General features: G+C 29.8%; 22 protein-coding genes. All 22 read right to left on the reverse strand.

The window, feature by feature from the left end; all coding sequences use genetic code 11:
* Nucleotide 1: 1 nt before the first annotated feature.
* Entirely contained in the window at nucleotides 2–877 is an 876-nt protein-coding gene (truB, locus tag CNEONATNEC86_RS14620) for a tRNA pseudouridine(55) synthase TruB (RefSeq protein ID WP_058295919.1), read from the reverse strand.
* Nucleotides 878–898: 21 nt separating this feature from the next.
* Nucleotides 899–1,879 carry a DHH family phosphoesterase gene (locus tag CNEONATNEC86_RS14625; RefSeq protein ID WP_058295920.1) on the reverse strand — a complete coding sequence of 327 codons (981 nt, stop codon included), beginning with the start codon at nucleotides 1,877–1,879 and terminating at the stop codon, nucleotides 899–901.
* On the reverse strand, nucleotides 1,872–2,228 hold the full coding sequence (gene rbfA / locus CNEONATNEC86_RS14630) for a 30S ribosome-binding factor RbfA (RefSeq protein WP_058295921.1): 357 nt from the start codon (nucleotides 2,226–2,228) through the stop codon (nucleotides 1,872–1,874). Before rbfA ends, CNEONATNEC86_RS14625 begins: the two co-directional genes overlap by 8 nt.
* A gap of 14 nt (nucleotides 2,229–2,242) precedes the next feature.
* Nucleotides 2,243–4,312: a translation initiation factor IF-2 gene (infB, locus tag CNEONATNEC86_RS14635; protein WP_058295922.1), complete on the reverse strand. Its 2,070-nt coding sequence runs from the start codon at nucleotides 4,310–4,312 to the stop codon at nucleotides 2,243–2,245.
* A gap of 22 nt (nucleotides 4,313–4,334) precedes the next feature.
* On the reverse strand, nucleotides 4,335–4,649 hold the full coding sequence (locus CNEONATNEC86_RS14640; protein ID WP_058295923.1) for a 50S ribosomal protein L7ae-like protein: 315 nt from the start codon (nucleotides 4,647–4,649) through the stop codon (nucleotides 4,335–4,337).
* Nucleotides 4,642–4,908, reverse strand: a complete 267-nt coding sequence (gene rnpM / locus CNEONATNEC86_RS14645) for an RNase P modulator RnpM (protein ID WP_159136310.1) — start codon at nucleotides 4,906–4,908, stop codon at nucleotides 4,642–4,644. The genes CNEONATNEC86_RS14640 and rnpM overlap by 8 nt, the downstream gene beginning before the upstream one ends.
* 13 nt (nucleotides 4,909–4,921) lie before the next feature.
* Nucleotides 4,922–6,067, reverse strand: a complete 1,146-nt coding sequence (gene nusA / locus CNEONATNEC86_RS14650; protein ID WP_159136311.1) for a transcription termination factor NusA — start codon at nucleotides 6,065–6,067, stop codon at nucleotides 4,922–4,924.
* A 19-nt stretch (nucleotides 6,068–6,086) separates the two neighbouring features.
* On the reverse strand, nucleotides 6,087–6,551 hold the full coding sequence (rimP, locus tag CNEONATNEC86_RS14655; protein WP_159136312.1) for a ribosome maturation factor RimP: 465 nt from the start codon (nucleotides 6,549–6,551) through the stop codon (nucleotides 6,087–6,089).
* Between the two features lie 215 nt (nucleotides 6,552–6,766).
* Nucleotides 6,767–11,125: a PolC-type DNA polymerase III gene (locus tag CNEONATNEC86_RS14660; RefSeq protein WP_159136313.1), complete on the reverse strand. Its 4,359-nt coding sequence runs from the start codon at nucleotides 11,123–11,125 to the stop codon at nucleotides 6,767–6,769.
* 85 nt (nucleotides 11,126–11,210) lie between these two features.
* A complete protein-coding gene (gene ispG / locus CNEONATNEC86_RS14665) occupies nucleotides 11,211–12,260 on the reverse strand; it encodes a flavodoxin-dependent (E)-4-hydroxy-3-methylbut-2-enyl-diphosphate synthase (protein WP_058295928.1) in 1,050 nt (349 codons plus the stop codon).
* A 171-nt stretch (nucleotides 12,261–12,431) separates the two neighbouring features.
* The gene (rseP, locus tag CNEONATNEC86_RS14670; protein WP_125148733.1) at nucleotides 12,432–13,442 is read right to left on the reverse strand and encodes an RIP metalloprotease RseP; all 1,011 of its coding nucleotides are present in this window, start codon (nucleotides 13,440–13,442) and stop codon (nucleotides 12,432–12,434) included.
* 11 nt (nucleotides 13,443–13,453) lie between these two features.
* On the reverse strand, nucleotides 13,454–14,614 hold the full coding sequence (gene dxr / locus CNEONATNEC86_RS14675; protein ID WP_159136314.1) for a 1-deoxy-D-xylulose-5-phosphate reductoisomerase: 1,161 nt from the start codon (nucleotides 14,612–14,614) through the stop codon (nucleotides 13,454–13,456).
* 16 nt (nucleotides 14,615–14,630) lie between these two features.
* On the reverse strand, nucleotides 14,631–15,668 hold the full coding sequence (locus CNEONATNEC86_RS14680; protein ID WP_185738720.1) for an AI-2E family transporter: 1,038 nt from the start codon (nucleotides 15,666–15,668) through the stop codon (nucleotides 14,631–14,633).
* A 153-nt stretch (nucleotides 15,669–15,821) separates the two neighbouring features.
* Nucleotides 15,822–16,616: a phosphatidate cytidylyltransferase gene (locus CNEONATNEC86_RS14685; protein WP_058295931.1), complete on the reverse strand. Its 795-nt coding sequence runs from the start codon at nucleotides 16,614–16,616 to the stop codon at nucleotides 15,822–15,824.
* Nucleotides 16,617–16,634: 18 nt separating this feature from the next.
* Complete coding sequence (locus tag CNEONATNEC86_RS14690) at nucleotides 16,635–17,399, reverse strand: isoprenyl transferase (RefSeq protein WP_058295932.1); 765 nt, start codon at nucleotides 17,397–17,399, stop codon at nucleotides 16,635–16,637.
* A gap of 79 nt (nucleotides 17,400–17,478) precedes the next feature.
* On the reverse strand, nucleotides 17,479–18,036 hold the full coding sequence (gene frr, locus CNEONATNEC86_RS14695; protein WP_058295933.1) for a ribosome recycling factor: 558 nt from the start codon (nucleotides 18,034–18,036) through the stop codon (nucleotides 17,479–17,481).
* 10 nt (nucleotides 18,037–18,046) lie between these two features.
* Entirely contained in the window at nucleotides 18,047–18,760 is a 714-nt protein-coding gene (pyrH, locus tag CNEONATNEC86_RS14700; protein WP_125148734.1) for a UMP kinase, read from the reverse strand.
* Nucleotides 18,761–18,999: 239 nt separating this feature from the next.
* Nucleotides 19,000–19,917: a translation elongation factor Ts gene (tsf, locus tag CNEONATNEC86_RS14705; protein WP_125148735.1), complete on the reverse strand. Its 918-nt coding sequence runs from the start codon at nucleotides 19,915–19,917 to the stop codon at nucleotides 19,000–19,002.
* Between the two features lie 103 nt (nucleotides 19,918–20,020).
* Nucleotides 20,021–20,722, reverse strand: coding sequence for a 30S ribosomal protein S2 (gene rpsB / locus CNEONATNEC86_RS14710; protein ID WP_058295936.1), 702 nt, complete (start codon nucleotides 20,720–20,722; stop codon nucleotides 20,021–20,023).
* 279 nt (nucleotides 20,723–21,001) lie between these two features.
* A complete protein-coding gene (gene codY, locus CNEONATNEC86_RS14715; RefSeq protein WP_058295937.1) occupies nucleotides 21,002–21,778 on the reverse strand; it encodes a GTP-sensing pleiotropic transcriptional regulator CodY in 777 nt (258 codons plus the stop codon).
* A 248-nt stretch (nucleotides 21,779–22,026) separates the two neighbouring features.
* On the reverse strand, nucleotides 22,027–24,117 hold the full coding sequence (gene topA / locus CNEONATNEC86_RS14720) for a type I DNA topoisomerase (protein ID WP_058295938.1): 2,091 nt from the start codon (nucleotides 24,115–24,117) through the stop codon (nucleotides 22,027–22,029).
* A 66-nt stretch (nucleotides 24,118–24,183) separates the two neighbouring features.
* Nucleotides 24,184–25,239 (reverse strand): DNA-processing protein DprA, encoded by a 1,056-nt coding sequence (gene dprA / locus CNEONATNEC86_RS14725; RefSeq protein ID WP_058295939.1) that lies wholly within the window; start codon nucleotides 25,237–25,239, stop codon nucleotides 24,184–24,186.
* Nucleotides 25,240–25,251 lie beyond the last annotated feature (12 nt).

Genomic DNA, 25,251 nt, shown 5'->3' on the forward strand with positions numbered 1-25,251 from the left:
TTTAAAGTAATAATTTTACTATCTTAAAACCTTCATTATCTTGTTTTCCAAGACCTATAAATGTTTCTTTATCATCGTAAACTCTATATAAAACATCTTTTTCAACTTTTTCATTAGTTAATCTCTTATCAAATACTTTTACTCCATTTATAAGAAGTTTTGTAAATGAACTTTTAACAGTTAGTTTTGGATAAAACGAAAGTGCTTCTTCTATTGTAATTAAATTATTATTAATATTTTCTTCATTTAACTCATCAATGTTAACACTATTTTCTTCATAAAAAACAGATGTACTGCATCTGTTTAATTCACACATAGTTGCTCCAACATTTAATTTTTCCCCAATGTCATAACAAAGACTACGTATATATGTACCTTTGGTGCAAGTTACTTTCATAGAAACATATGGCAATTCTATCTTTATATTATTTATATCTAGTATATTTACTCGTCTTGCTTCTCTTTCTACCTCAATGCCTTGTCTTGCTAAATCATATAATCTTACACCATTTTTCTTAAGTGCAGAATACATTGGCGGAACCTGATCATATTCACCAACAAAGTATTCAATAGCAGATAGAACATCTTCATGAGTTATATTGGAAATGTCTTTTTTTTCTATTACTTCTCCTTCTAAATCATAAGTAGTAGTTTTTATACCTAATAAAAACTTTACTTCATATACTTTATTTGAATTCATAATATAGTCGATTATCTTTGTAGCTTTTCCAAGGCAAACCGGTAAAACCCCTGTTGCCTCTGGATCTAACGTTCCCGTATGCCCAACTTTTCTTTCCTTTGCTACAAATTTAACTTTTCTAACCACATCAAAAGAAGACATGCCTTTGTTTTTATATATATTTAATATTCCATTCATATGCTGACTTCCATTTCATAATTATAACTTCATTTGTTCTTTTAATACTTTTAGAAGATTTTCTTTAGCAACTTTTAAAGTAACAGCCCTCTGCATAACCCCTGCTGCTTTTACATGTCCGCCGCCCCCAAAATTTTCAGCAACTTTTCTAACATCAACATTATTTTTTGATCTTAAACTTGCTTTTACTCCTTCATCTACTTCTTTTAATAAAAGTGCTACTTCCACACCTTTTATAGAAAGACCTATTGAAATAATATCTGAAGTATCCGTATTTGGAAGATTCAATTCATCTATCATATTTTTTGTTATTTCAATAACAGATACCTTACCATCAAGTTGTAATTCTATATTTGATAAAGCACATCCCATTAATTTAACTTTATCAAACGGTTTATTATCAAAAAGATTACTGTGAATTTTAGAATTATCTACACCAAGTGCAATCAATTCACTTGATATTTCATGAGTTCTTTGTGTAACATTTGAGTGCCTATATGATCCTGTATCTGTAACTATACCTGTATAAATACATTTTCCTATATTTATTATCTCATTACATTGTGATGTAAAATCTATACCAATTTCCTTTAATAATAAATATACTATTTCGCTAGTTGCAGCTGCTTTTGTATCCACATAATTTATAAAGCCATACATCTCATTAGATACATGGTGATCTATATTAATTATCTTTCCATCATAATAAGTTAAATCAGCACTTATTCTTTCTACATTTCCGCAATCTAATATTATTACTAAATCCGTATCATTTGTAGGTTTAGTTATTTCTTTATCTATAGTCTCACTTAAAGGAAGAAAAGAGAGGTTATCTGAGATAACGTCTCTTGATATAATATAGGCATCCTTATTTAATTGTCTTAATCCATTTAATAATCCAAGTGCACTTCCCGTTGCATCCCCATCTGGTGATGCATGAAATGATAATCCAATTTTATTTGCTTTTAAAATTTCTTCTTTTACATCTTTAATACTATTCATCTTTTTTACTGATCCTTTGTATTAGTTCATCCATATGCATTCCGTAGTTTATTGAATCATCTATTTCAAATAATATTTCTGGAGTATGCCTTAAGTTTATTCTGCGCCCTACTTCTTTTCTTACAAATCCACTTGCACCTTTTAATGCGTCTAAATTATTTTTCTTTTCATCCTCGCTACTACAGAATATACTTACATATACTTTAGCATATCTTAGGTCCTTAGTAACTTTAACATCAGTCACTGAAATCATAGCTGTAATTCTGGGATCCTTAATTTCATTTTGAATTAAATTACTTATCTCACGTTTAAATTCTTCGTTAATTCTCCCACCTCTATAATTTGCCACTATACTTCACCTCTTTAAAGTTCTTTTCTTTTAATTGCCTCCATTTTGAAACATTCAACAATATCTCCTTCTTTTATATCATTGAACTTTTCAACTGTAAGCCCACATTCATATCCGCTATTTACTTCCTTAACGTCATCTTTAAATCTCTTAAGGGAAGATAGGCTAGATTCAAATATAACTATTCCTTCTCTAATTACACGTACTTCAGAATTTCTTTGAAGCTTTCCATTTAACACATAGCACCCTGCAATTGTTCCTACATTAGAAATTTTATATGTTTCTCTTATTTCTGCACTACCTAAAACTACTTCCTTATATTCAGGTTCAAGCATACCTATCATAGCTGATTTAACATCTTCAATTGCATCGTATATAATTCTATAAGTTTTTATATCTACGCCTTCTTTTTCTGCTTGAGTTATAGCATTATTATCTGGTCTTACATTAAATCCTATAACTATTGCATTAGATGCTGCTGCAAGTGTTATGTCTGTTTCACTTATAGCTCCAACACCACCATGTATAACTCTTACCTTTACATCATCTGTAGAAAGCTTTTCTAATGATGATTTAATAGCTTCAACTGAACCTTGAACATCAGCTTTAACTATAATTGCAAGCTCTTTAACTTTTCCTTCTTTAATTTGACTATATAAATCTTCTAAAGAAACTCTATGACTAGCTTGAAGCGTTTCTGCTTTTAATTTTTGCTTTCTAGAATCAGCCATATTTCTAGCTGTCTTTTCATCTTTTACTTGATTAAATCTATCTCCTGCTTCAGGAACTTCTGATAGTCCAAGTACTTCTACCGGAATAGATGGTCCTGCAGTCTTTATTTTCTTACCTGTATCATCAAACATAGCTCTTATTCTACCATATGTAGAACCTACTAAAATAGAGTCTCCAACATGTAAAGTTCCATTTTGAACTAATAATGTTGCAACTGCACCTCTACCTTTATCAAGTTTAGCTTCTATTACAGTACCTTTAGCTTTTCTGTTTTCATTAGCTTTTAATTCAAGCATTTCAGCACTTAAAAGTACCATTTCAAGTAATTTATCAATATTTAAATTTTGTTTTGCAGATACTTCTTCTGAAATAACATCTCCACCCCAAGATTCAACAAGCAATCCTTGTTCAGCAAGTTCTTGCTTTACTCTATCTGGATTAGCACCTGGTTTATCTATTTTATTTATAGCTACTATCATTGGTACACCTGCAGCTTTACAGTGGTCTATCGCTTCTTTAGTTTGTGGCATTATTCCATCATCTGCTGCAACAACTAATATAACTATATCAGTAACTTGCGCACCTCTAGCTCTCATAGCTGTAAAGGCTTCATGTCCTGGTGTATCTAAGAATGTTATAGCTTCGCCATTTAAAGTTATAGTATATGCACCTATATGTTGTGTTATACCACCTGCTTCTGAATCTGTAACCTTTGCTTTTCTTATACAATCAAGTAAAGATGTTTTACCATGGTCAACATGCCCCATTACAGTTACTATTGGTGGTCTCTTTTTAAGATTTTCTTCATCATCCTCTTCTATTTCAAGTACTTCAAGTTCTTGACTTTCTTCTTTTTTTTCTGCTAGTACTTCATACTCAGTACATACCTTTTCTGCTGTTTCAAAATCAATTTCTTGATTTATTGCAGCCATTACACCTTTAAATATAAGTGTTCTTATTACATCATTAGTTGGTTTATTTAATTTTTCAGCTAATTCTTTAACAGTAATGCTTTCACCAATTTCAATAATTCCAACATTATTTGCTTCTTCAGCAGCTTTCTTTTCTGCTTCAACTTCTCTTCTTGTTTTCTTTTTCTTTTTTTGGCCTTTATTAAGTTCTTCTGCTAGTTGATCTTCATATTCATCTACTATAGTTTTAGATTCACTGCCTTCCACAGACACTTCACCTTTTCCTGCATAAAGTTCCTTTATTAATGCAGCATCTTCATCTTCTATAGTGCTCATATGATTTTTAACTTCAACACCAAACTCTTCCATTAATAATGTTATTAATTCCTTTGAACCTATATTAAGTTCCTTTGCTAATTCATGTACTCTTATTTTTGACATGTAGTCACCCCCGTATTATTTTCTACTCATATATTTTTTCCTCCTCATATAACATGCTTAATTTCTCTGCTATATTTTTATCTAAGATTCCTAAAATCATAATTTCATCACGACCAATTGGATTTCCTAATTCAAACTTTGAGAATTCTACAATATATGGTATGTTTTTTTCTGTACAATGTTTTATAAATTTCTTTTTTGATGATTCTGATAAGTCTTTTGACATTATAAACAAATAAAAATTGTTTTTATTTCTTAAATCATCACATTTACTATATCCCTCTACCAAAGAACCACTTTTCTTTGCTATTCCTAAAAAATTAAAAAATTTATCCATTATTAACTTCTTCCTTTAATCTTTCATAAATTTGATCACTTATCGGGATATCTAAATTTCTACTTAACCTTTTAGCTTTAAATGCCTTTTCAAGACATTCAGTATCTTTACAAATGTATGCTCCTCTTCCGGACTTTTTACCTGTTAAATCTACACACACTTCACCTTCTGGAGTTTTTACAACTCTAATGAGTTCTTTCTTTGGTTTCATTTCCATGCAACCAGTGCACATTCTTAAAGGAATTTTTTTAACCTTCATGAAAAGCACCTCTCTATTCTTGTATTTCTACTTCTGTTTCAGTAAAATCAGTAGTATCTTCATCTTCAATTATCACTTCTGTATTTAATAACTTTTCTTCTTCTTCTTCAAGAGCTTCTTTTTGAGATTTACTCTTTATATCTATTTTCCAATTTGTAAGCTTAGCTGCAAGTCTTACATTTTGACCTTCTTTACCTATTGCAAGTGAAAGCTGATTATCATCAACAACTACTTTTGCCGACTTATTTTCTTCATTCACTTCTACACTAAGTACTTTGGCAGGGCTTAAAGAATTTGCTATAAATTCTGCAGGGTCCTTACTATATTTAATTATATCAATTTTTTCATTTTTAAGTTCATTAACTATATTTTGTACTCTCACACCCTTAGGTCCAACACAAGCTCCCATTGGATCTACTTCTTCATCATTTGAGTATACAGCAATTTTGCTTCTTGAACCTGCTTCTCTTGAAATGCTCTTAATTTCAACTACACCTTCAAAAATTTCAGGAACTTCAAGTTCAAATAATCTTTTAACTAATCCTGGATGTGTTCTTGAAACATGTATTTGAGGTCCTTTACTTCCATTCTTTACTTCCACAATATATAGTTTTAACTTTTCATTGAATTTATATTCCTCATTTGGAATTTGTTCGTTAGGACCTATAACTCCTTCTAATTTTCCTAAATTAACAAAAACCATTCCTTTATCTTTTCTTAGAATTGTTCCTGTTATAATATCAAATTCTTTTTCTTTGTACTCATCATAAATTATGCTTCTTTCAGCTTCTTTGATTCTTTGAGTTACAACTTGCTTAGCAAGCTGTGCAGCTACTCTTCCAAAATTTTTTGGTGTAACCTCTAAATCGACAATATCATCAACTTCAAGTGTTGGTCTTATTGTTTTTGCATCTTCAAGTGAAATTTCTGTAACATCATCATACACTTCATCTACAACTACTTTTTGTGAATATACTTTAATTTCACCAGTTTCTCTATCCATTATTACCTTTACATTTTGTGCATTAGTATGTAAGTTAGCATAGTTCTTTTTATATGCTGCAACTAATGCATCTTGTATTGTTGTAAAGAGTAAATCCTCTGAAATTCCTTTCTCTTTAACTAATTCCTTAAGAGCACCTACAAACTCTTCATTCATTTTAATACCCTCCTTAAATTTATATTTCGCCTTCTATGTTTGCTGTTTTTATTTTTTCTTTTGGAATTTGAACTTCTTCTCCATTATCTTCAACTACAACTTCATTAATATCTACACATTTAAGAATTCCTTTAATGTTCTTCATTCCATTAATTGAACCTGTTAGTTTTATAAGTACTTCACTTCCAATAACTTTTTTAAAATGTTCTTCTGTATAGAGCGTTCTATTAACTCCTGGAGATGATACTTCTAGATAATATGGATCCTTTATAGGATCTTCAACATCTAATATATCACTTACTTGTCTTGAAACAGCTTCACAATCATTAAGTGATATTCTGCCATCTTCTTTATCTATATATATTCTTAAATAGAACTCTCCATTTTCTTTTACATATTCTATATGATATAGAATATAATCTAAGTCTGAAACAATAGGTTTTACAAATGCTTCAATTTTTTCAATTAATGCATCTTTACTCATATTAGCGCCACCTTTCAATATTAAAACTGCATTTTGTTTTTAGTTTATGCAATTTTAAAATTTGTAATCAAAAACGCAACTATCATTAAAGAAGTTGCGTTTACAAACATAAGGAGCGGGCAATGTCCCACTCCTTTTTTTCTGCATATTAGCTTTAAACTATTTATATAATAACATATAAGCTTTTAAAATTCAAGCATAATGTTAGCTGTTTGCTAAAATAGTGACAATTGATTCGTCTCAGACATACCATCTAAACATCCATGTGATGTAAGACCCTCTATTACTGTTTTTGATACACCTGCTCTTATTCTTAAATCCTCTTTTGAAATAAATTCACCATTTTTTCTTGCTTCAACTATACTTTTTCCAGCATTATCTGCAACACCTGGTACTGCATTTAACGGTGGTCTAAGTGCGCCTTCTTCAATTATAAACTTTGTAGCCTCTGATTTATATAGATCAACTCTTAAAAATTTTATTCCTCTTTTATATGCTTCAAAGCATAGTTCAAGCACTGTAATAAGTCCTTTGTCTTTTACACTTGCATTATTTCCAAGTCCATACAATTCTTGAAGCTTTGCATATACAGCACCTTCTCCAAGACATATTAAATTGGCGTCAAAATCATCCGCACGTACAGTAAAGTATGTAGCATAATACGCTTCTGGATAATAAACTTTATAATAAGCTATCCTAATTGCCATCATGACATATGCAACAGCATGCCCTTTTGGGAACATGTATTTAATTTTTTTACATGAACCTATATACCACTCTGGAACATTACGTTCCCTCATTAACTTTTCATCATCTTCTGAAAGACCTTTTCCTTTTCTAACCTTCTCCATTATGGTAAATGCAGTTTTAGGTGGAAGGTCCTTATACATTAAATATACCATAATATCATCTCTTGTTGCTATACAATCTCTAAGTGTAGTAAAACCCTCTTTTATATAATATTGGGCATTATTAAGCCAAACGTCTGTGCCATGTGAAAGACCAGATATTCTGACTAAATCCGAAAAAGTTTTTGGCTGAGTATCTACAAGCATCTGCCTAACAAACTTTGTTCCAAACTCAGGAAGTCCATAACTTCCAACTTCACATTCAAGTTCTTCTCTGGTAACTCCAAGAGCTTCTGGTGAAGTAAATAAACTTAATACCTTTTTGTCATTTAATGGTATTATTTTAGGATCAAGCCCAGTTATATCTTGAAGCATTCTAAGTACAGTAGGATCATCATGCCCAAGGATATCAAGTTTTAAAAGCCTTCCTGAAATAGAATGATAATCAAAATGTGTTGTTATAACATCAGTATCATTATCATCTGCCGGATGTTGTACAGGACAGAAATTACAAATTTCATTATCTGCTGGTACAACCATTATTCCACCTGGATGTTGTCCTGTAGTTCTTTTAATTCCTGTACATCCAATGGTAAGTCTTTCAATTTCTGCTTGAGGAACACGAATATTTCTTTCATCAAGGTATTTTTTCACATATCCATAAGCAGTCTTTTCAGCAACAGTACCAATGGTTCCCGCTTTAAATGTATGGCCCTTACCAAAAAGTACTTCTGTATATCTATGAACAACACCTTGATATTCTCCTGAAAAGTTAAGGTCAATATCTGGTTCTTTATCACCTTCAAATCCAAGAAAGGTTTCAAATGGTATATCATGACCATCCTTTTTATATGGTGTATTACAATCTGGACAATTCTTATCATCCAAATCTGCACCAGAACTTACAGATCCATCTAAAAAGAACTCTGATTTCTTACAGTTAGGACAAACATAGTGTGGAGGAAGTCCGTTAACTTCAGTAATATCTGACATTGTTGCTACAAACGATGAACCAACAGACCCTCTTGATCCAACAAGGTATCCATCTTCAGTAGACTTTGCAACTAGCTTTTGTGCAATAAGATAAAGAACAGCGTAACCATTATTAATAATAGAGTTTAGCTCTCTATCTAATCTTTTTTGGACTACTTCCGGCAGATTCTCTCCATATATGCTGTGGACCTTATTCATTGTCATATTTCTTATTTCATCTTCTGCTCCTTCTATTTTAGGCGGAAAAGTTTCATCTGGAATAGGCTTTACAGGTTCTATTAACTCTGCAATCTTATTTGTATTTTCAATAACAACTTCATTTGCAATATCTTTTCCTAAATAATTAAATTCCTTAAGCATTTCTTCTGTTGTTCTAAAATAAAGTGGAGGTTGATTATCACAATCCTTAAATCCTTGACCTGCCATAATTATTCTTCTAAACACTTCATCCTGATGATCAATAAAATGCACGTCACATGTTGCTACTGTTAATTTATTTATTTCTCTGCCCAAATCATAAATTTTCTTATTTATAGCTTCAAGCTCTTCTATTCCATTAACCATACCTTTTTCTATTAAATATTGATTATTTCCAAGAGGCTGTATTTCTAGATAATCATAAAAGGACATTATTTCTTTTATTTCTTCATCACTTTTACCATCTAAAATCGATCTATAAACTTCTCCACCTTCACATGCTGAACCAACTATAAGGTTTTCTCTATTTTTAGCTATTTCACTTTTTTTAGTTCTTGGTCTTTTAAAGAAATTATTTAAATGTGCATCTGAAATCATTTCATATAAAGTCTTAAGACCAGCCTGATTTTTTGCAAACAATATTATATGATATGTTGTCTGTTTTTTTACATCAAAATTAGCTCCAAATAAATCATTTAATTCTTTTAATGTATTTATATTATGATGCTCTTTCAATCTTTCAAACATCTTTAATAATATCTCAGCCGTAGCCTTCGCATCATCTACAGCTCTATGGTGATTCTCAAGAGATATACCAAGATGTTTTGCTACAATATTTAATTTAACCTTTTTCAACTCTGGATATAAGAATCTTGCAAGAGGAACTGTATCAACTATTGATGAATCAAACTTCAAATTAAGATCTCTACAATTTTTCTTTATAAATCCTGTATCAAATGCTGCATTATGTGCAACAAGTACACACCCTTTGCAAAACTCCATGAACTTAGGAAGTAGATTTTCTATTGTATCAGCATCCTTTACCATATCATTATTTATACTTGTAAGCTTAGTTATTTCATACGGTATATTTCTTTTAGGATTTACAAAGTGACTAAAGTTATCTATTACTTCTCCATTTTGTATTTTTACTGCTCCAATTTCTATGATTTTATCATTTACTGGTGAAAAACCAGTAGTTTCTATATCAAAAACAACATAAGTATCGTCTAATGAATCGCCCTTTTCATTTATTACAATAGGAACGCCATCATCAACCAAATATGCTTCTACACCATAAAGTACCTTTATATTATTTTTCTTTGCAGCACTTTGTGCTTCTGGATATGCTTGAACTCCACCATGATCTGTAATAGCTATTGCCGGATGTCCCCATTTAGCAGCTCTTTCAATTAGTTTTGATGCAGATGCGACTCCATCCATAGTGCTCATTGTAGTATGAAGATGAAGTTCAACTCTTTTTTTAGGTGCTGCATCCATCTTCTCAATCTTTTTCATTCTATTTATGTCTCTTCCCATTATTACAACTTCTCTAGAATATGTATCATATACTGCTTCACCTCTAACTTTACAGTAAAAGCTTTTTTTGACTTCATTAAGTACAGCTTCTGTATCCTGAGGTTTTAAGAAACATTTTACTGCAATTGAACTTGTATAATCAGTAATAAAGAAAGTTAAAATAATTTTTCCTGTCTTAGTTTCAATAACTTCTGTCTTGAAAACTTCTCCAATAACTGCAACATAGCCACTTCTTTCATCTATTTCACTTATATTAGTTGCTTCTATTTTAATTGCTCCTCCTAAAACTGTATTTTCATCTTTCGGAGCTCTCTTATATGTCTGGAATTCTTTTTTCTTTTCTTGCTTATTTTCAGCATTTGCACCATTAGAATCATTTGATTTTTTCTCAGTTGTATTTTGAGATGATATATTTCTATTTTTCATTACTTCTTTTACTATTTGCTTATTCTCTTCAATCTTTCTATTTTCATATTCATCTTCTATAGATAAATTATGATCATACTTAAATTCAATACGTACTGTCCTATTAAATATATCTTTAATTCTACTTTCAATTTCTAAATCTACTTTTTTATTAACTGTATGATTTATAACAGTAGTATTCCCTGAATATACACATATAATATTATCTTTAATTTCTCTTTTAGCTGAATATAAAAGATGCCTGCTTAAAGGATATTTTCGTGCAGCTTCTTCTACTACTGATGTCCAATGCTCAGTACCTATTTCTTTAACTGTACAATTAGTTACATCTCTATAGCATAAGATTTCTATGTTTATGTCTATTCCTAATTTTTTTAGTATTAAAGATTTTAATTCTTCCTCTTCACTTGAATTCAATGGATCTATAGATCTTAAAACAATTTTCAAAGTATCACTTTTCTTAAAAAATTGAAATCTTAGAAGCTGAATATTTTTATCTTCAAACATTTCATTTTTACGTATTTCTTTAGATAAGCTTTTGATAAATTCACTCAAAAACCTTCCTCCCATCTTTGGTATAAATTATCACTATAAATTCTAAAACTCAAAAATTCTAATATTCATAAGAATATTAGAATTTTTTTAAATTTATTAATTATAATTTTTCTATTTCTTCCATTAATGCATCAATTAATTGGTCTTCTTTAACTTTCCTGACAATTTCGCCTTTTCTAAAAATAATGCCTTCTCCTCTTCCACCAGCTATTCCTATATCAGCTTCCCTAGCTTCTCCTGGTCCATTAACAACACATCCCATTACAGCTACTTTTATTTGCTTTTTACAGTTTTCCAATTTCTTTTCTACTTCTTCTGCAATTTTAATTAAATTTATTTGAGTTCTTCCACATGTAGGGCATGAAACAAATTCTACACCGCTTTTCTTAAGTCCTAAAGATTTTAATATTTCTGATGCCACTTTAATTTCTTCAACAGGATCACTTGTTAAAGATACCCTTATTGTATCTCCTATTCCTTCTGCAAGAAGTGTTCCAATACCTACACTTGATTTTATTGTACCTTTAAATACTGTCCCTGATTCAGTTACTCCTAAATGAAGTGGATAATCACATTTATCAGCTATAAGTCTGTAAGCTTCAATCATCATCTGTACATTTGAAGATTTTATAGATATAACAATATCAAAGAAATCTAAGTCTTCTAAAATTTTAACATTTCTTAAAGCACTTTCTACAAGTCCTTCGGCTGTTGGTTTTCCATATTTCTTTAAAATATCTTTTTCAACTGAACCTGAATTAACCCCAATCCTTATTGGTATGTTCTTAGCTTTACATGCTTCTGCAACCTTGGTAATTCTATCAATTCCGCCTATATTTCCAGGATTTATACGTAGTGCTGAAACTCCATTTTCAATGGCTTTTAATGCTAATTTGTAATCAAAATGTATATCAGCAACAACTGGCATAGGTGACTTTTCTGTTATTTCTTTCAAAGCTTCTGCATCATTCATATCAAGAACTGCACATCGTATAATTTCACATCCTGCTTTATGCAGTTCATTCATCTGCGCCAAAACTTCGTTAACATTACTAGTTCTAACATTTGTCATTGATTGTATAGTAATCGGAGCATCTCCTCCAACATATATGTCTCTCACTTTAACTTTTCTTGAATTTCTTCTGTTCATCGTTCTCCTCCTAAACTCAACATATTTTATATATACTAAACTTGATATTATTCTTATAAAATATTTTATGTCTCAATAATTATATCTCTTAATTTATGTAGTTGTAAACTTTAATCTTCTGCAAACAAAAGTAGCATACCTATTAAATAAATAAGTACACTACTTTTATGATTACAATTTAACTGGAAATAATATATCCTTTATTGTTACAAGTATCATAAGTCCAATTAAGCATGCGAATCCTGCATAATTCAATCCCGCAACAATCTTATCTGGAACCTTCTTTCTTGTAATAAGCTCAATTAATAGTATTACACACCATCCACCATCAAGTGCAGGAAATGGTAAAAGATTGAACACTGCAAGATTCACACTTATAAATCCTATGAAATACATTAGATTCCATATTCCAGCCTTTGCTGTAGCTGTTGTCATCTTTACTATAGTTACAGGTCCGCCTACATCTGTTTTTAAATTTGCCTCTCCTGTAAATATCATTTTTAATCCTTTAAAAGTCTGCGATACAAGAGAAACAGTTTGATTTAAACTTTGTTTAAAACTCGAAAGAATTGTTGGCTTTGCTTCTGATACAAAAGTTATTCCCAATTGTTTTCCTTTTCCTTCTAAATCTTTTAATGTTACTGATGCCTTTTCCTTTGCACCATTTCTATTTACAATTAAGTCTACTGTATCATCTTTAGATAGCATTATTCCCATCTTTACATCATCAGCTGTAAATACTTTTGAGCCATCAATTTTTACTATCTTATCACCAGACTGTAATCCAGCTTCAACTGCTCCTGAGTTTTCTGCAACAGTATTTACTACTGGTTTGGCAAACCCAAAATTAAAGCTTACAGCTGTAAAAATTATAATTGCAAGTATATAATTCATCACAACTCCTGCAATTATAATGCTTATTCTTCTTAATGGTGATTTTGCTGAAAAACTTCTTTCATCGTCTACTTCTCCATCTTCTCCCATCATTTTTACATATCCGCCGATTGGAAAAAGACTTAATGAATAGGTAGTTTCCTTACCTTTCTTTGAGACAATTCTAGGTCCCATTCCGATAGAAAACTCTTCCACTCTTACTCCATTTAGTTTTGCTAACGTAAAATGTCCTAATTCGTGAACTATTATTAATAATCCAAATGCTAATATAGCTAAAATTATATACATTACTTTCCTCCTTAAATGTCACTTCTCATTACATACTCTTTAACTTCTTTATCTAATTTAATTATATTTTCAATTGTCATTTCTTCATTAGATTTATCTTCAAATACTTCCATACATTTTTCTATAGTATCTGCTATGTCTAAAAATTTAATTTTCTTTTCTAAAAATAATTCAACACATGCTTCATTAGCACCATTTAAAATAGTTGGCATAAGTCCTCCTATCTTTCCTGCCTTATATGCTAGCTTTAATGATTTAAATGTATTCATATCTGGTTTTTCAAATGTTAACTGCGATATATTATAAAAATCAATAGTATCTGCTACAAGTTCTTTTCTTTCAGTATAATTTATAGCATACTGTATTGGAAGTCTCATATCTTGTGCTCCAAGCTGCGCTATTATGCTTCCATCAGTATATTCAACCATTGAATGTAATATACTTTGTGGATGAACAACAACTTGAATATTGTCATAGTCACAATCAAAAAGCCAGTGAGCTTCTATAACCTCAAGCCCCTTATTCATAAGAGTTGCAGAATCTATAGATATTTTTCTTCCCATATTCCATTTAGGATGTTTTAGTGCATCTTCAACTTTTATATCAAGTAATTCATTTATAGTTTTACCTCTAAACGGTCCACCAGATGCTGTTAAAATTATTTTCTTTAGCGTATTTAAATCATTCCCTCTAAGACTTTGAAATATTGCACTATGCTCTGAATCAACGGGTAAGATTTTCACATTGTACTCTTTAGCTTTTTTCATAACAATCTCACCTGCTACAACTAAAGTTTCCTTATTAGCAAGTGCTATGTCTTTTTTAGCTTCTATTGCTTTTATTGTTGGTTCCAATCCTATCATACCAACTACAGATGTCACTACTATGTCAATTTCTTTTAATGTTGCAATTTTATTTAATCCTTCAATACCATTATATACTTCTATATTTTTATTATTATCATCACAATACTTTTTTATTTCCTCTGCACTTTTTTTATCCATCATTGCTACATATAATATATTAAATTCTTCTATTATTTCTATTACTTTTTTTACAGAAGTATTTGCACTAATTGCTATTAGCCTTAATTCTTCTTTTGATTGTCTAATTACATCAAGTGTTTGAGTTCCTATTGATCCAGTGGCTCCTAATATAGAAATGTTTCTCATTCTTTTTCCTCCTAAGCTATACTTCACTATAAATTATTTCTTTAGCTAAAATACTATACATAGGACCTGCAAGTATTCCTAATATTCCAAACAGATTAACACCTATGTATAATGAAAGTAAAATTACAAGAGGATGAATCTCTAATTTAGAACTTAAAAATTTTGCCTCAAGTATCTCCCTAATTACCTGAACTAATAAATATAAACATATTAGACCAAAAGCTATAAGAAATTTCTTCATTATAATATTGTATATTATAATTGGAATAAATACAATTATAGTTCCAACGTAAGGCAGAATATCTAAAATCCCGCAAACAATACTAAGTATAAAAGGATTTGGCACATTTAATATAAAAAAACCCATCATTATTTCAATTGTAGATATTATAACAAGTAATCCTTCAATTTTTATCATATGCATAAAATTTGTTTTTTGAATTCTTGTTTTCTTTACTACTTCAATAGGTAATAATAATTCTAATAGTTCAATAAATTTATTTTTATCTACCAGTATAAAAAACGCACATATATTGCCAATTGCATATGCACATAAATTTCCAGCGAAACCTCCAATTAAGTTTTCTCCTGTTGAAACAGCTCTATTCCTTATATTATTATTATTTATTATTGAAAATAGACCATCGCTTAATCTGAATTTACTTACATCAAATTGTATTACATCACTCATATCTTTAATAAAATTTTCTATCAAGTCTAAGTTTGTAAAATATAACTTGTGGATTCCATTAAATATTCCTGTTCCTAAATATAATATCACCAATATCATAACTATATTTACAATTACAATACTTAAAGCTCCGGCAATATTCCTAGGAATATTTAATCTTGTCATTAATTTATATAATGGCGTAGTCAAAATAAGTATTATGATTATAGACAAAAATGGTTTAAAATAATATTTTATTATAAACATAATAATAAGAAGAATAAAAAATGAACTTATTAAATATAATAATTTTTTATATTTATTAAATATATACATCACCTCACTTATTACAAAATAGTCATTTTTATAAATATATGCATGCATTTATTTATACACTACTATTTATTTAATAAGTAAAAATTTTTATCTAAATTTTTTCAACTATTTAATAAAGATATTCCGATTTTTGATACAAAAAAATCGTAAACTTATTAAAATAAATTTACGATCAATATCATATAGTGTATTCTATTTACATCATATTCCAACAATGAAAGTTAAGTAATAAAATATAGCAGCTGATGAAAAGATTATACTATCAAATCTATCTAATATTCCGCCATGACCTGGTATAAGATTGCTATAATCCTTAATTCCAGCATATCTTTTAATCGACGATGCTACCAAATCACCCAATTGTCCTACAATCCCACATAAAGCTCCAATAAGAAAATAATGATATGTTGGAATAACATTAGTGTATCTGCTAATAATAATGCCATATATCCCAGAAAATACTGTTGCTCCAATCATTCCACCTATAGAACCTTCAACTGTTTTTTTAGGTGATACTTCTGGACATAATTTATGTTTTCCAAAAAATTTTCCACTATAAAATGCAGCAGTATCACATAACCATGATCCAATAAAAATAAGCCACACTAAAAATGCTCCACTTGGTTTAGTATTTACTAAGTAAACAAAACTAAATAAAACTCCTGCATATAGAAAACCAAGTATGGTTAAAGCCACATCGATAAATGTATATTTCAAATTCATAACTGGTATAATAAGTAAAATAAATGTTGCTAATACTAATATATACATCATAATTTCAAAATTATTATTGCAAAAATAATATATTAATAAAAGAATATACCCAGCTATGTTTATTGGTTTAAAATTCTTTGCATGAACAGCATTATAAAATTCATATAGCGCTGCCACTGATAAAACAAATGTAAAAGCTTTTAAATAAACTCCACCAAGAAAAACAAATATTATAAACGGAGCAATCATAGCTGCACCTAAATATCTATTATTAGATTTCAAATTCTAATCACTCCTTAATTATTTTACTTTTCCAAATCGTCTATCCCTGCCTTGATAATCAGCTATAGCTTTTCTCAAATCTGTTTCCTTAAAATCTGGCCAATTTATATTTGAATACCAAAATTCTGAATATGCACACTGCCATAATAAAAAATTACTAATCCTTTGTTCTCCAGATGGTCTTATAATCAAATCAGGATCTGGTATACCATTTGTATATAAATATTTTTCTATTGTATCCTCATTAATATCTTCTTCTTTTATCTTGTTATTCTTTATATCTCTTGCAATTAATTTTGTTGCTCTCACTATTTCATCTCTTCCACCATAATTTAAAGCAAGATTTAAATTTATTCTCTTATTATTTTTAGTAACTTCAATAGCATTATTTAGAGCATCTCCACATTCTTTAGGCAATCTTGACATATCACCTAGAATATTAAGTTTTACATTACTCTCGTTTATTTCTTTAAGCTCACTTTTTAAGTATGTATTTATTAGTTTCATAAGTGTACTTATTTCTTCTGTTGGTCTTCCCCAATTCTCAGTTGAAAATGTATATAATGTAAGATTTCTCACACCAAGTCTTGCTGCTTCTTTTAATATTATTCTTACTGTTTCAACTCCTGCTTTATGCCCCATACTTCTAGGTAAATTTCTTTCTTTAGCCCATCTTCCATTTCCGTCCATTATTATAGCTATATGATTAGGTATGTTATTCATATCCAGTTGTTCAACCGATACATCCTTTTTTTCTATTTTTCCTTTAAATATATTTATCATTCTTATCCCCCTATTACAACAGGAAATATTTTTGCTAATAATTAACAAAAGCCTGCTTTAAGAGCAGGCTTAGATATTTTTATATTGATAAAACCTCTTTTTCTTTTGCAGTAATTATACTATCTATTTTTTTAACTACACCATCTGTTATTTTTTGAACACTATCTTCTGCTTTCTTAATTTCATCTTCTGAGATATCGGCATCTTTTTTCATGTTCTTTAGTTTATCATTAGCAGTTTTTCTGATTGATCTAACTGCAACTTTCGCTTCTTCTCCGACTTTTTTAACATTCTTAACAAGAGCTTTTCTTGTTTCTTCAGTAAGTTCAGGTATTATTAATCTTATAACAGTACCATCACTTGAAGGATTTAATCCCAAATCTGATTTTAATATAGCTTTTTCAATTTCTTTTATTAGAGGCTTTTCCCATGGAGTTATCATAAGTACTCTTGGTTCCGGTGTAACTACGTTAGCTACTTGACTTAATGGACACATAGTTCCATAATAGTCGATTTGAATTTTATCAAGCATTGAAGGATTTGCTCTTCCTGCTTTCATTGTTGATAAATCTTTTTCTAATACAGATACTGTTTTATTCATTTTTTCTTCTGCATTTTTAATAACTTCTTTAATCATGATTAACCTCCTATTTACTAGTAACTAATGTTCCTATATTTTGTCCATACATGGCTCTTTTTATATTTCCCGGTTCATCTAAGCCAAATACAAGTATTGGAATATTATTATCCATACATAATGATGTTGCTGTTGAATCCATTACTTGTAATCCTTGATCTAATACATCAATATAAGATAGTGTATCATATTTCTTTGCATCTGCATACTTATGAGGATCTTTATTATATACACCATCAACTTTTTTAGCTAAAAGAATTACATCCGCTTCTATTTCAGCTGCTCTTAATGCAGCAGTTGTATCTGTAGAGAAGTATGGATTACCAGTTCCAGCTGCAAAAATAACTACTCTTCCTTTTTCTAAATGTCTCATAGCTCTTCTTCTTATAAATGGTTCTGCAATTTCTTTCATTTCAATTGCAGTTTGTACTCTAGTCATAACACCAACTTGTTCTAATGAATCTTGAAGTGCTAAAGCATTTATACAAGTTGCCATCATTCCCATATAGTCAGCAGTAGTTCTGTCCATTCCTTCACCACTTCTGCCTCTCCAAATGTTTCCGCCTCCAACTACAGTTCCAACTTCAACACCCATATCAACTAATTCCTTAATTTCAAGAGCTATTCTCTTAGCTACATTAAAATCTAACCCAAAACCACTTGCACCAGCTAATGCCTCTCCTGAAAGTTTTAAGATTACTCTTTTATATTTGCATTCTGACATTTAAAACTACCTCCTCAATCTTCCTAGGAATATTCTTTTAACTACTCTTCTATATATTTAAAATTTAATCCACTATCTACAAATCTAAGTTATTATATTAATTAAATTTGCCCTTAGTAATTAAATTTATTCTCTATAATAATAAAACTTTACATATATAATGTTCAAGTTATTTTTCTATATTAATAACATATTTCTTTAAAAAAAGAGAACACTAAGTGTTCTCTCCTTAAGGTAAATTATTTACCCATTTGTGCAGCAACTTCTGCAGCGAAGTCTACTTTTTCAACTTCGATTCCTTCTCCTCTTTCGTATCTTACGAATCTAGTTACAGACACTGGAGAACCGATTTCTTTAGATTTTTCAGCTAAGAACTTAGATATTGTCTTATCTCCATCCTTAACCCATAATTGTTCTAAAAGACAAACTTCTTTGTAGTATTTTTGAATTCTTCCATTAACCATTTTTTCAACGATATTTTCTGGCTTACCTTCATTTAAAGCTTGAACTCTGTAAATTTCTTTTTCTTTTTCAATTGATTCTGCATCTACATCTTCTTTGCTTAAGAATAATGGATTGGCAGCAGCAATTTGCATACAAATTTCTTTAGCGATTTCATCTAATGAATCACTTGCTGTATCACAAGCTAATTCAACTAAAACTCCGATTCTTCCGCCACCGTGGATATAGCTCTTAACAATACCATTTTCTATGTTGAACTTAGTAAATCTTCTTACTGTCATGTTTTCACCAAGTTTAGCAATTAATGCTTTTAAAGCATCTGCAACACTTGTTTCACCATCAAATTTTTCATTTACTAATTGTTCTACTGTTGTTACAGATGTAGCAACTACTATTTCAGCTAATTTATCAGCAAAAGCTGTGAACTCTTCATTTAAAGCAACAAAATCTGTTTCACAGTTGAATTCTACAATTGCACCAGTTTTCTTATCTTCTGAGATGTAAGTCTTAACAACACCTTCAGCTGCTGTTCTTCCTGTTTTTTTAGCAGCATCCGCAAGACCTTTTTCTCTTAAGAATTCTACTGCTTTATCTTTATCTCCTTCAGTTGCAACAAGAGCTTTTTTACAATCCATCATTTTTGCTCCTGTCATTTCTCTTAGTTCTTTAACTAATTGTGCACTAATGTTTGCCATAAGTTATATCCTCCTTATTATAAGTAATCCTTACCATTATGTAAGAAAAAGAGGAAATGAAGTGAACTTCACTTCCTCTATGCTTTTATATAAATCCCTTATATTATTCAGCTAATTGTTCACCTTGTCTTCCTTCGATTATAGCGTCAGCCATTTTAGCAGTTATTAATTTAACAGCTCTTATCGCATCATCATTACCTGGAATCACATAATCTACTTCTTCTGGATCACAGTTTGTATCTACGATAGCTACAACTGGAATTCCTAAAATTTTAGCTTCTGATATAGCGTTCTTTTCTTTTCTTGGATCTACAACGAACATAGCTCCTATGTTTTCAGGATCTAAATTTCTAATACCACCTAAGTTGTTTTCAAGTTTTTCTAATTCACCTTTTAACTTGATAACTTCTTTCTTTGGAAGAACTTCAAAAGTTCCATCTTCTTGCATTTTTTCAATTTCTTCCATTTTCTTAATTCTGCTCTTGATAGTTGTGAAGTTAGTTAACATTCCACCTAACCATCTGTTGTTAACGAAGTGCATGTTACTTCTTACAGCTTCTTCTTGGATAGCTTCTTGAGCTTGTTTCTTAGTTCCAACGAAAAGAATATCTTTTCCATCTACAGCTACTTCTTTAATGAAGTTATAAGCTTCTTCAGCTTTCTTTACAGTCTTTTGTAAATCTATGATATAGATTCCGTTTCTTTCTGTAAAGATGTATGGAGCCATTTTAGGGTTCCATCTTCTTGTTTGGTGACCAAAGTGTACACCTGCTTCTAATAATTGTTTCATTGATATTACTGACATTTTGTTACCTCCTTAGGTTTATCCCTCCACTATCTTTAGCTCATAAATAACCTTCTAAATAAAGGGCACCTATTTATGAATTGGATAGTGTGTGTATTTTGTTACCTTAGATAGTATATCACAAGCTAATTGACCTATCAACATTTTTTTTATTTTTTATAATTATTCTCTCTTTAAAAATGCCTATTGTTTTAAAATTTATTTGCTTCATTTTATTAGTATATCTTATTTGCTTAATAAATATTATAAAAAAATCAAGTAATCTGAGTAAAACTCAGATTATTTGATTTTTTTTAGTTCTTCCATTAATTTCTCATTTAATATTCTAATGTATGTTCCCTTCATACCAAGGGATCGAGACTCTATAACACCAGCACTTTCAAACTTTCTTAATGCATTTACTATAACACTTCTTGTTATTCCAACTTTATCTGCAATTTTAGATGCTACAAGAAGGCCTTCATTTCCATTAAGCTCATCAAAAATATGCTCTACAGCTTCTAATTCCGAATACGATAATGTTCCTATTGCTAACTGGACAACTGCTTTTTTTCTTGTTTCTTCAGCAATTTCATCTTGCATAGCTCTAAGCATTTCCATTCCTACTATTGTTGCACTATATTCAACTAAAACTAAATCATCGTCTGTAAATGGTTTACCAAATCTAGCAAGGATAAGGGTTCCTCTTCTTTCCCTATTTCCTATTATAGGCACTATAGTAGATAATTTATCAACTTGTTTACAACTACCTATTTCTTGGAAAACACATTTACCCTCATTTGGGATATTTGCAATTGTTTCATTGTTCTCCAAAAGAACTTTATTATAATCTTCCGTAAATTTTTTATCTTCTATAACTTTCTTTTTCATAGCTTCACATTCAAAGTTTGCACAAAAGGAATATCCTAAAACCTTACCTTTTCTACTGATTATATATGCATTACAGTCTAATACTTGACTTAAAAGTATACATATATCTTGAAATGCTACAGGTTCTGTTCCTGATTTTTGTAAAATTTTATTTAACATCCTAGTTTTATCTAAAAGTGATGACATATTTATTATCCCCCTTGGCATCCTATATTTCTTATCTATAAAAAAGCATCTTGAATTGTTAGAAAATTCTTAAAATTTTTAATTAAATAAAAAATACTCTTAGTTGTAGTTTATCATATAAAAATTCCCTTTTCAACAGATTTTTATACTAACTGACATCTTATTAAAGTTTTTAATAAATAAAAAAACATTTGCATTAAATAAAAAATTAATGCAAATGTAAAAATTAAATTATATTTAATAAATTTCTAATCATCTTTTTTTTCTTCTTTTATTTCTTTTTTATATCCACACTCTGTATTAGAGCATTGAATGTACTTTCCTTTTGATTTTGAATACTTTAAAACCATATATGAATCACATTCTGGACATTTTTCTTTTACAGGCTCATACCAACTTACAAAGTCACATTCTGGATAACCTGAACATCCAAAAAACTTCTTACCTTTTTTACTCTTTTTAGCAACTATTGTATTTCCACACTTAGGACAAGGTACATCTAATTTTTCAACTATAGGTTTAGCATTTTTGCATTCTGGATATCCAGGACATGCTAAAAATTCTCCAAATCTACCTTTCTTTATCACCATCATTCGCCCACATTTTTCGCATGGTACATCTGACACTTTGTCTTCAATTACAACTTTAGAAATTTCTTTTTCTGCCTTCTCAATTGATATTTTCAAAGGATCAAAAAACTCAGCAACTATTTCAGTCCAATCCTCTTTCCCTTCTTCAACATCATCTAATTTCTTTTCCATTTCTGCTGTAAAATCTACATCTACAATTTGCTCAAAGTAATCACTCATAATGTTATTTACTATTTCCCCAAGCTCTGTTGGTATTAAATTTTTCTTTTCTCTAACTATATAATTTCTACTAAGGAGTGTAGAAATAGTAGGTACATACGTACTTGGTCTTCCAATTTCTTTTTCTTCAAGAAGCTTTACAAAAGATGCTTCTGTATACCTCGGTGCTGGTTGAGTAAAGTGTTGACTTGCACCCATGCTTTGTTTCTTTAGTTCTTCATTTTCCTCTAGTGATGGTAATATTACTGATTTATCATCTTCTTCATTGCTATATTCATATATTTTCATAAATCCATCAAATTCAATTGTAGAACCACTTGCTTTAAATTTATAATCTCCATTTACAATATCTATAGAATTTGTATTTAATAAGCATGATGCCATTTGGCTAGCTATAAACCTCTTCCAAATTAATGAGTATAATTTATATTGTTCTGAAGTTAAATTTTCTTTTGCTATTTCTGGTGTTATCTCAACATATGTTGGTCTTATTGCTTCGTGAGCATCTTGAATATTTTTTTTACTTTTATAAACTCTTTTTTCAGTTGGTAAATATTCTTTTCCATAATTATTTTCAATAAATTCCCTTGCACTGTTTTGCGCATCTTCTGAAATTCTCACAGAATCTGTCCTCATATATGTTATAAGACCAACAGTACCATATCCTTTTACCTCTACACCTTCATATAAAACCTGTGCTATAGACATTGTTCTCTTTGTCATAAAGTTTAGCTTTTTATTTGCATCTTGTTGAAGTGTACTTGTTGTAAATGGAGCTAATGGATTTCTATTTTTCTTCCCCTTCTTTATACTCTTCACAAGAAAATTTCCATTTTCAAGTTCAGCAACAATTTTATTTGCACTTTCTTCATTATTAATTTCAATTTTTTCATTTTTATATGTTGAAAGTCTTACTGGAAACTTACTCTTTTCTTTTTTTAATACTGTATCTATTAGCCAATATTCCTTTGGAATAAATTCATTAATTTCCTTTTCTCTATCACAGATTAATTTAAGTGCTGCTGATTGCACCCTTCCAGCACTTAATCCCCATTTTACATTTCTCCATAAAATTGGACTTATCTCATAACCAACTAATCTATCCAATACTCTTCTAGCTTGTTGTGCATCAACTAAATCTAAATTAATTTTTCTCGCCTGCTTTATTGATGCTTTAACTGCTGTTTTAGTTACTTCATTAAAAACAATTCTACATTGTTCATCTTCAGAAATTTTTAAAATATTCGCTAAATGCCATGAAATAGCTTCACCTTCACGATCGGGGTCGGTTGCAAGATATACTTTATCAGCTTTTTTAGCTGCTTTTCTAAGTTTACTTATTAATTCACCTTTTCCTCTTATTGTTATATATTTAGGAATATAGTGATTTTCTATGTCTACCCCAAGTTTACTTTTAGGCAAGTCTCTTACATGCCCCATTGATGCTTCTACAATATAATTTTTTCCTAAATATTTGCCAATTGTTTTTGCTTTAGCTGGCGATTCTACAATTACTAGTTTTTGACCCATAGCATAACTCCATATACTTATTTATGGAGTATTCACCCCCTGTATACTTTTAATCTTTCAAATTTCTTACATTGTTCTTACATAATAATTTCCTGGCAAACAAATTATTTCACCTTTAATCTGCATTTCAAATAATAATGCATATAATTTTCCTCTATCTATTGATGAATTATTAAATATATTATCAATATGAATAGGTGAATCATCTATCAAATCTAATATTTCCTCTTTTTCAGGAACTATCTTTTGCGGCTCAATATCTATATGTGGTAAATTGAGTAAAACCTTCAAATCTTCCACATCTGTGCAAATACATCCACCATCACGCATAAGTTTATTCGATCCACTTGCTCCTTTATATAATATAGAGCCCGGAATAACAATAACCTGTTTATGCTGTTCAAGCGAGTATCTCGCCGTAATTAATGAGCCACTTTTATCTGAAGCTTCTGCAACTATTACGCTTTCACTTAGACCACTTATAATTCTATTTCTACTCGGAAAATTAGTTTTTAATGGTGGTGTGCCTAATAAAAATTCTGAAATTATTACACCTTTTTCACATATCTTAGAAAATAACTCTTTATTTTCTCTTGGATAGACTCTATCTATACCACATCCTAGTACACATATGTTTATCCCACCACATTCTAAAGCAGTTTTATGTGCTGTTGAATCTATGCCTCGTGCACCTCCGCTTATAAGCGTAATATTATTAGTAATAAGCTCCTTTGTCAAGAGTTTTGTTACAACAAATCCATAATTTGAACATTTTCTAGCACCAACAATTGCAACAATTTTATCATTAATTACTTCAATATTACCTTTATAAAACAAAAAAAATGGTGGTTCTAAAATTTGTTTTAATTTCTCTTTGTATGCGGGATTAGCATATGTTATATATCCTATATTTTTCTTATTTAATATTTCTTTTACTCTTAATACCTCAGTTATTAAATCTTCTTTTTGAAAATTTTTTAATTTTTTTGATATTGAACTTTCTTTTTTCAATATCTCTTCAAAATTATCATAAACGTTTTTACAGGTTTTATACTTATCAATTAGTTTTATTTTTTTAGAATTACTTATTTCAAGAAGAATTAACCATAGTTCATAATCCATATTTACACCTCA

The organism is Clostridium neonatale, from assembly GCF_900465025.1.
Classification (GTDB): domain Bacteria; phylum Bacillota; class Clostridia; order Clostridiales; family Clostridiaceae; genus Clostridium; species Clostridium neonatale.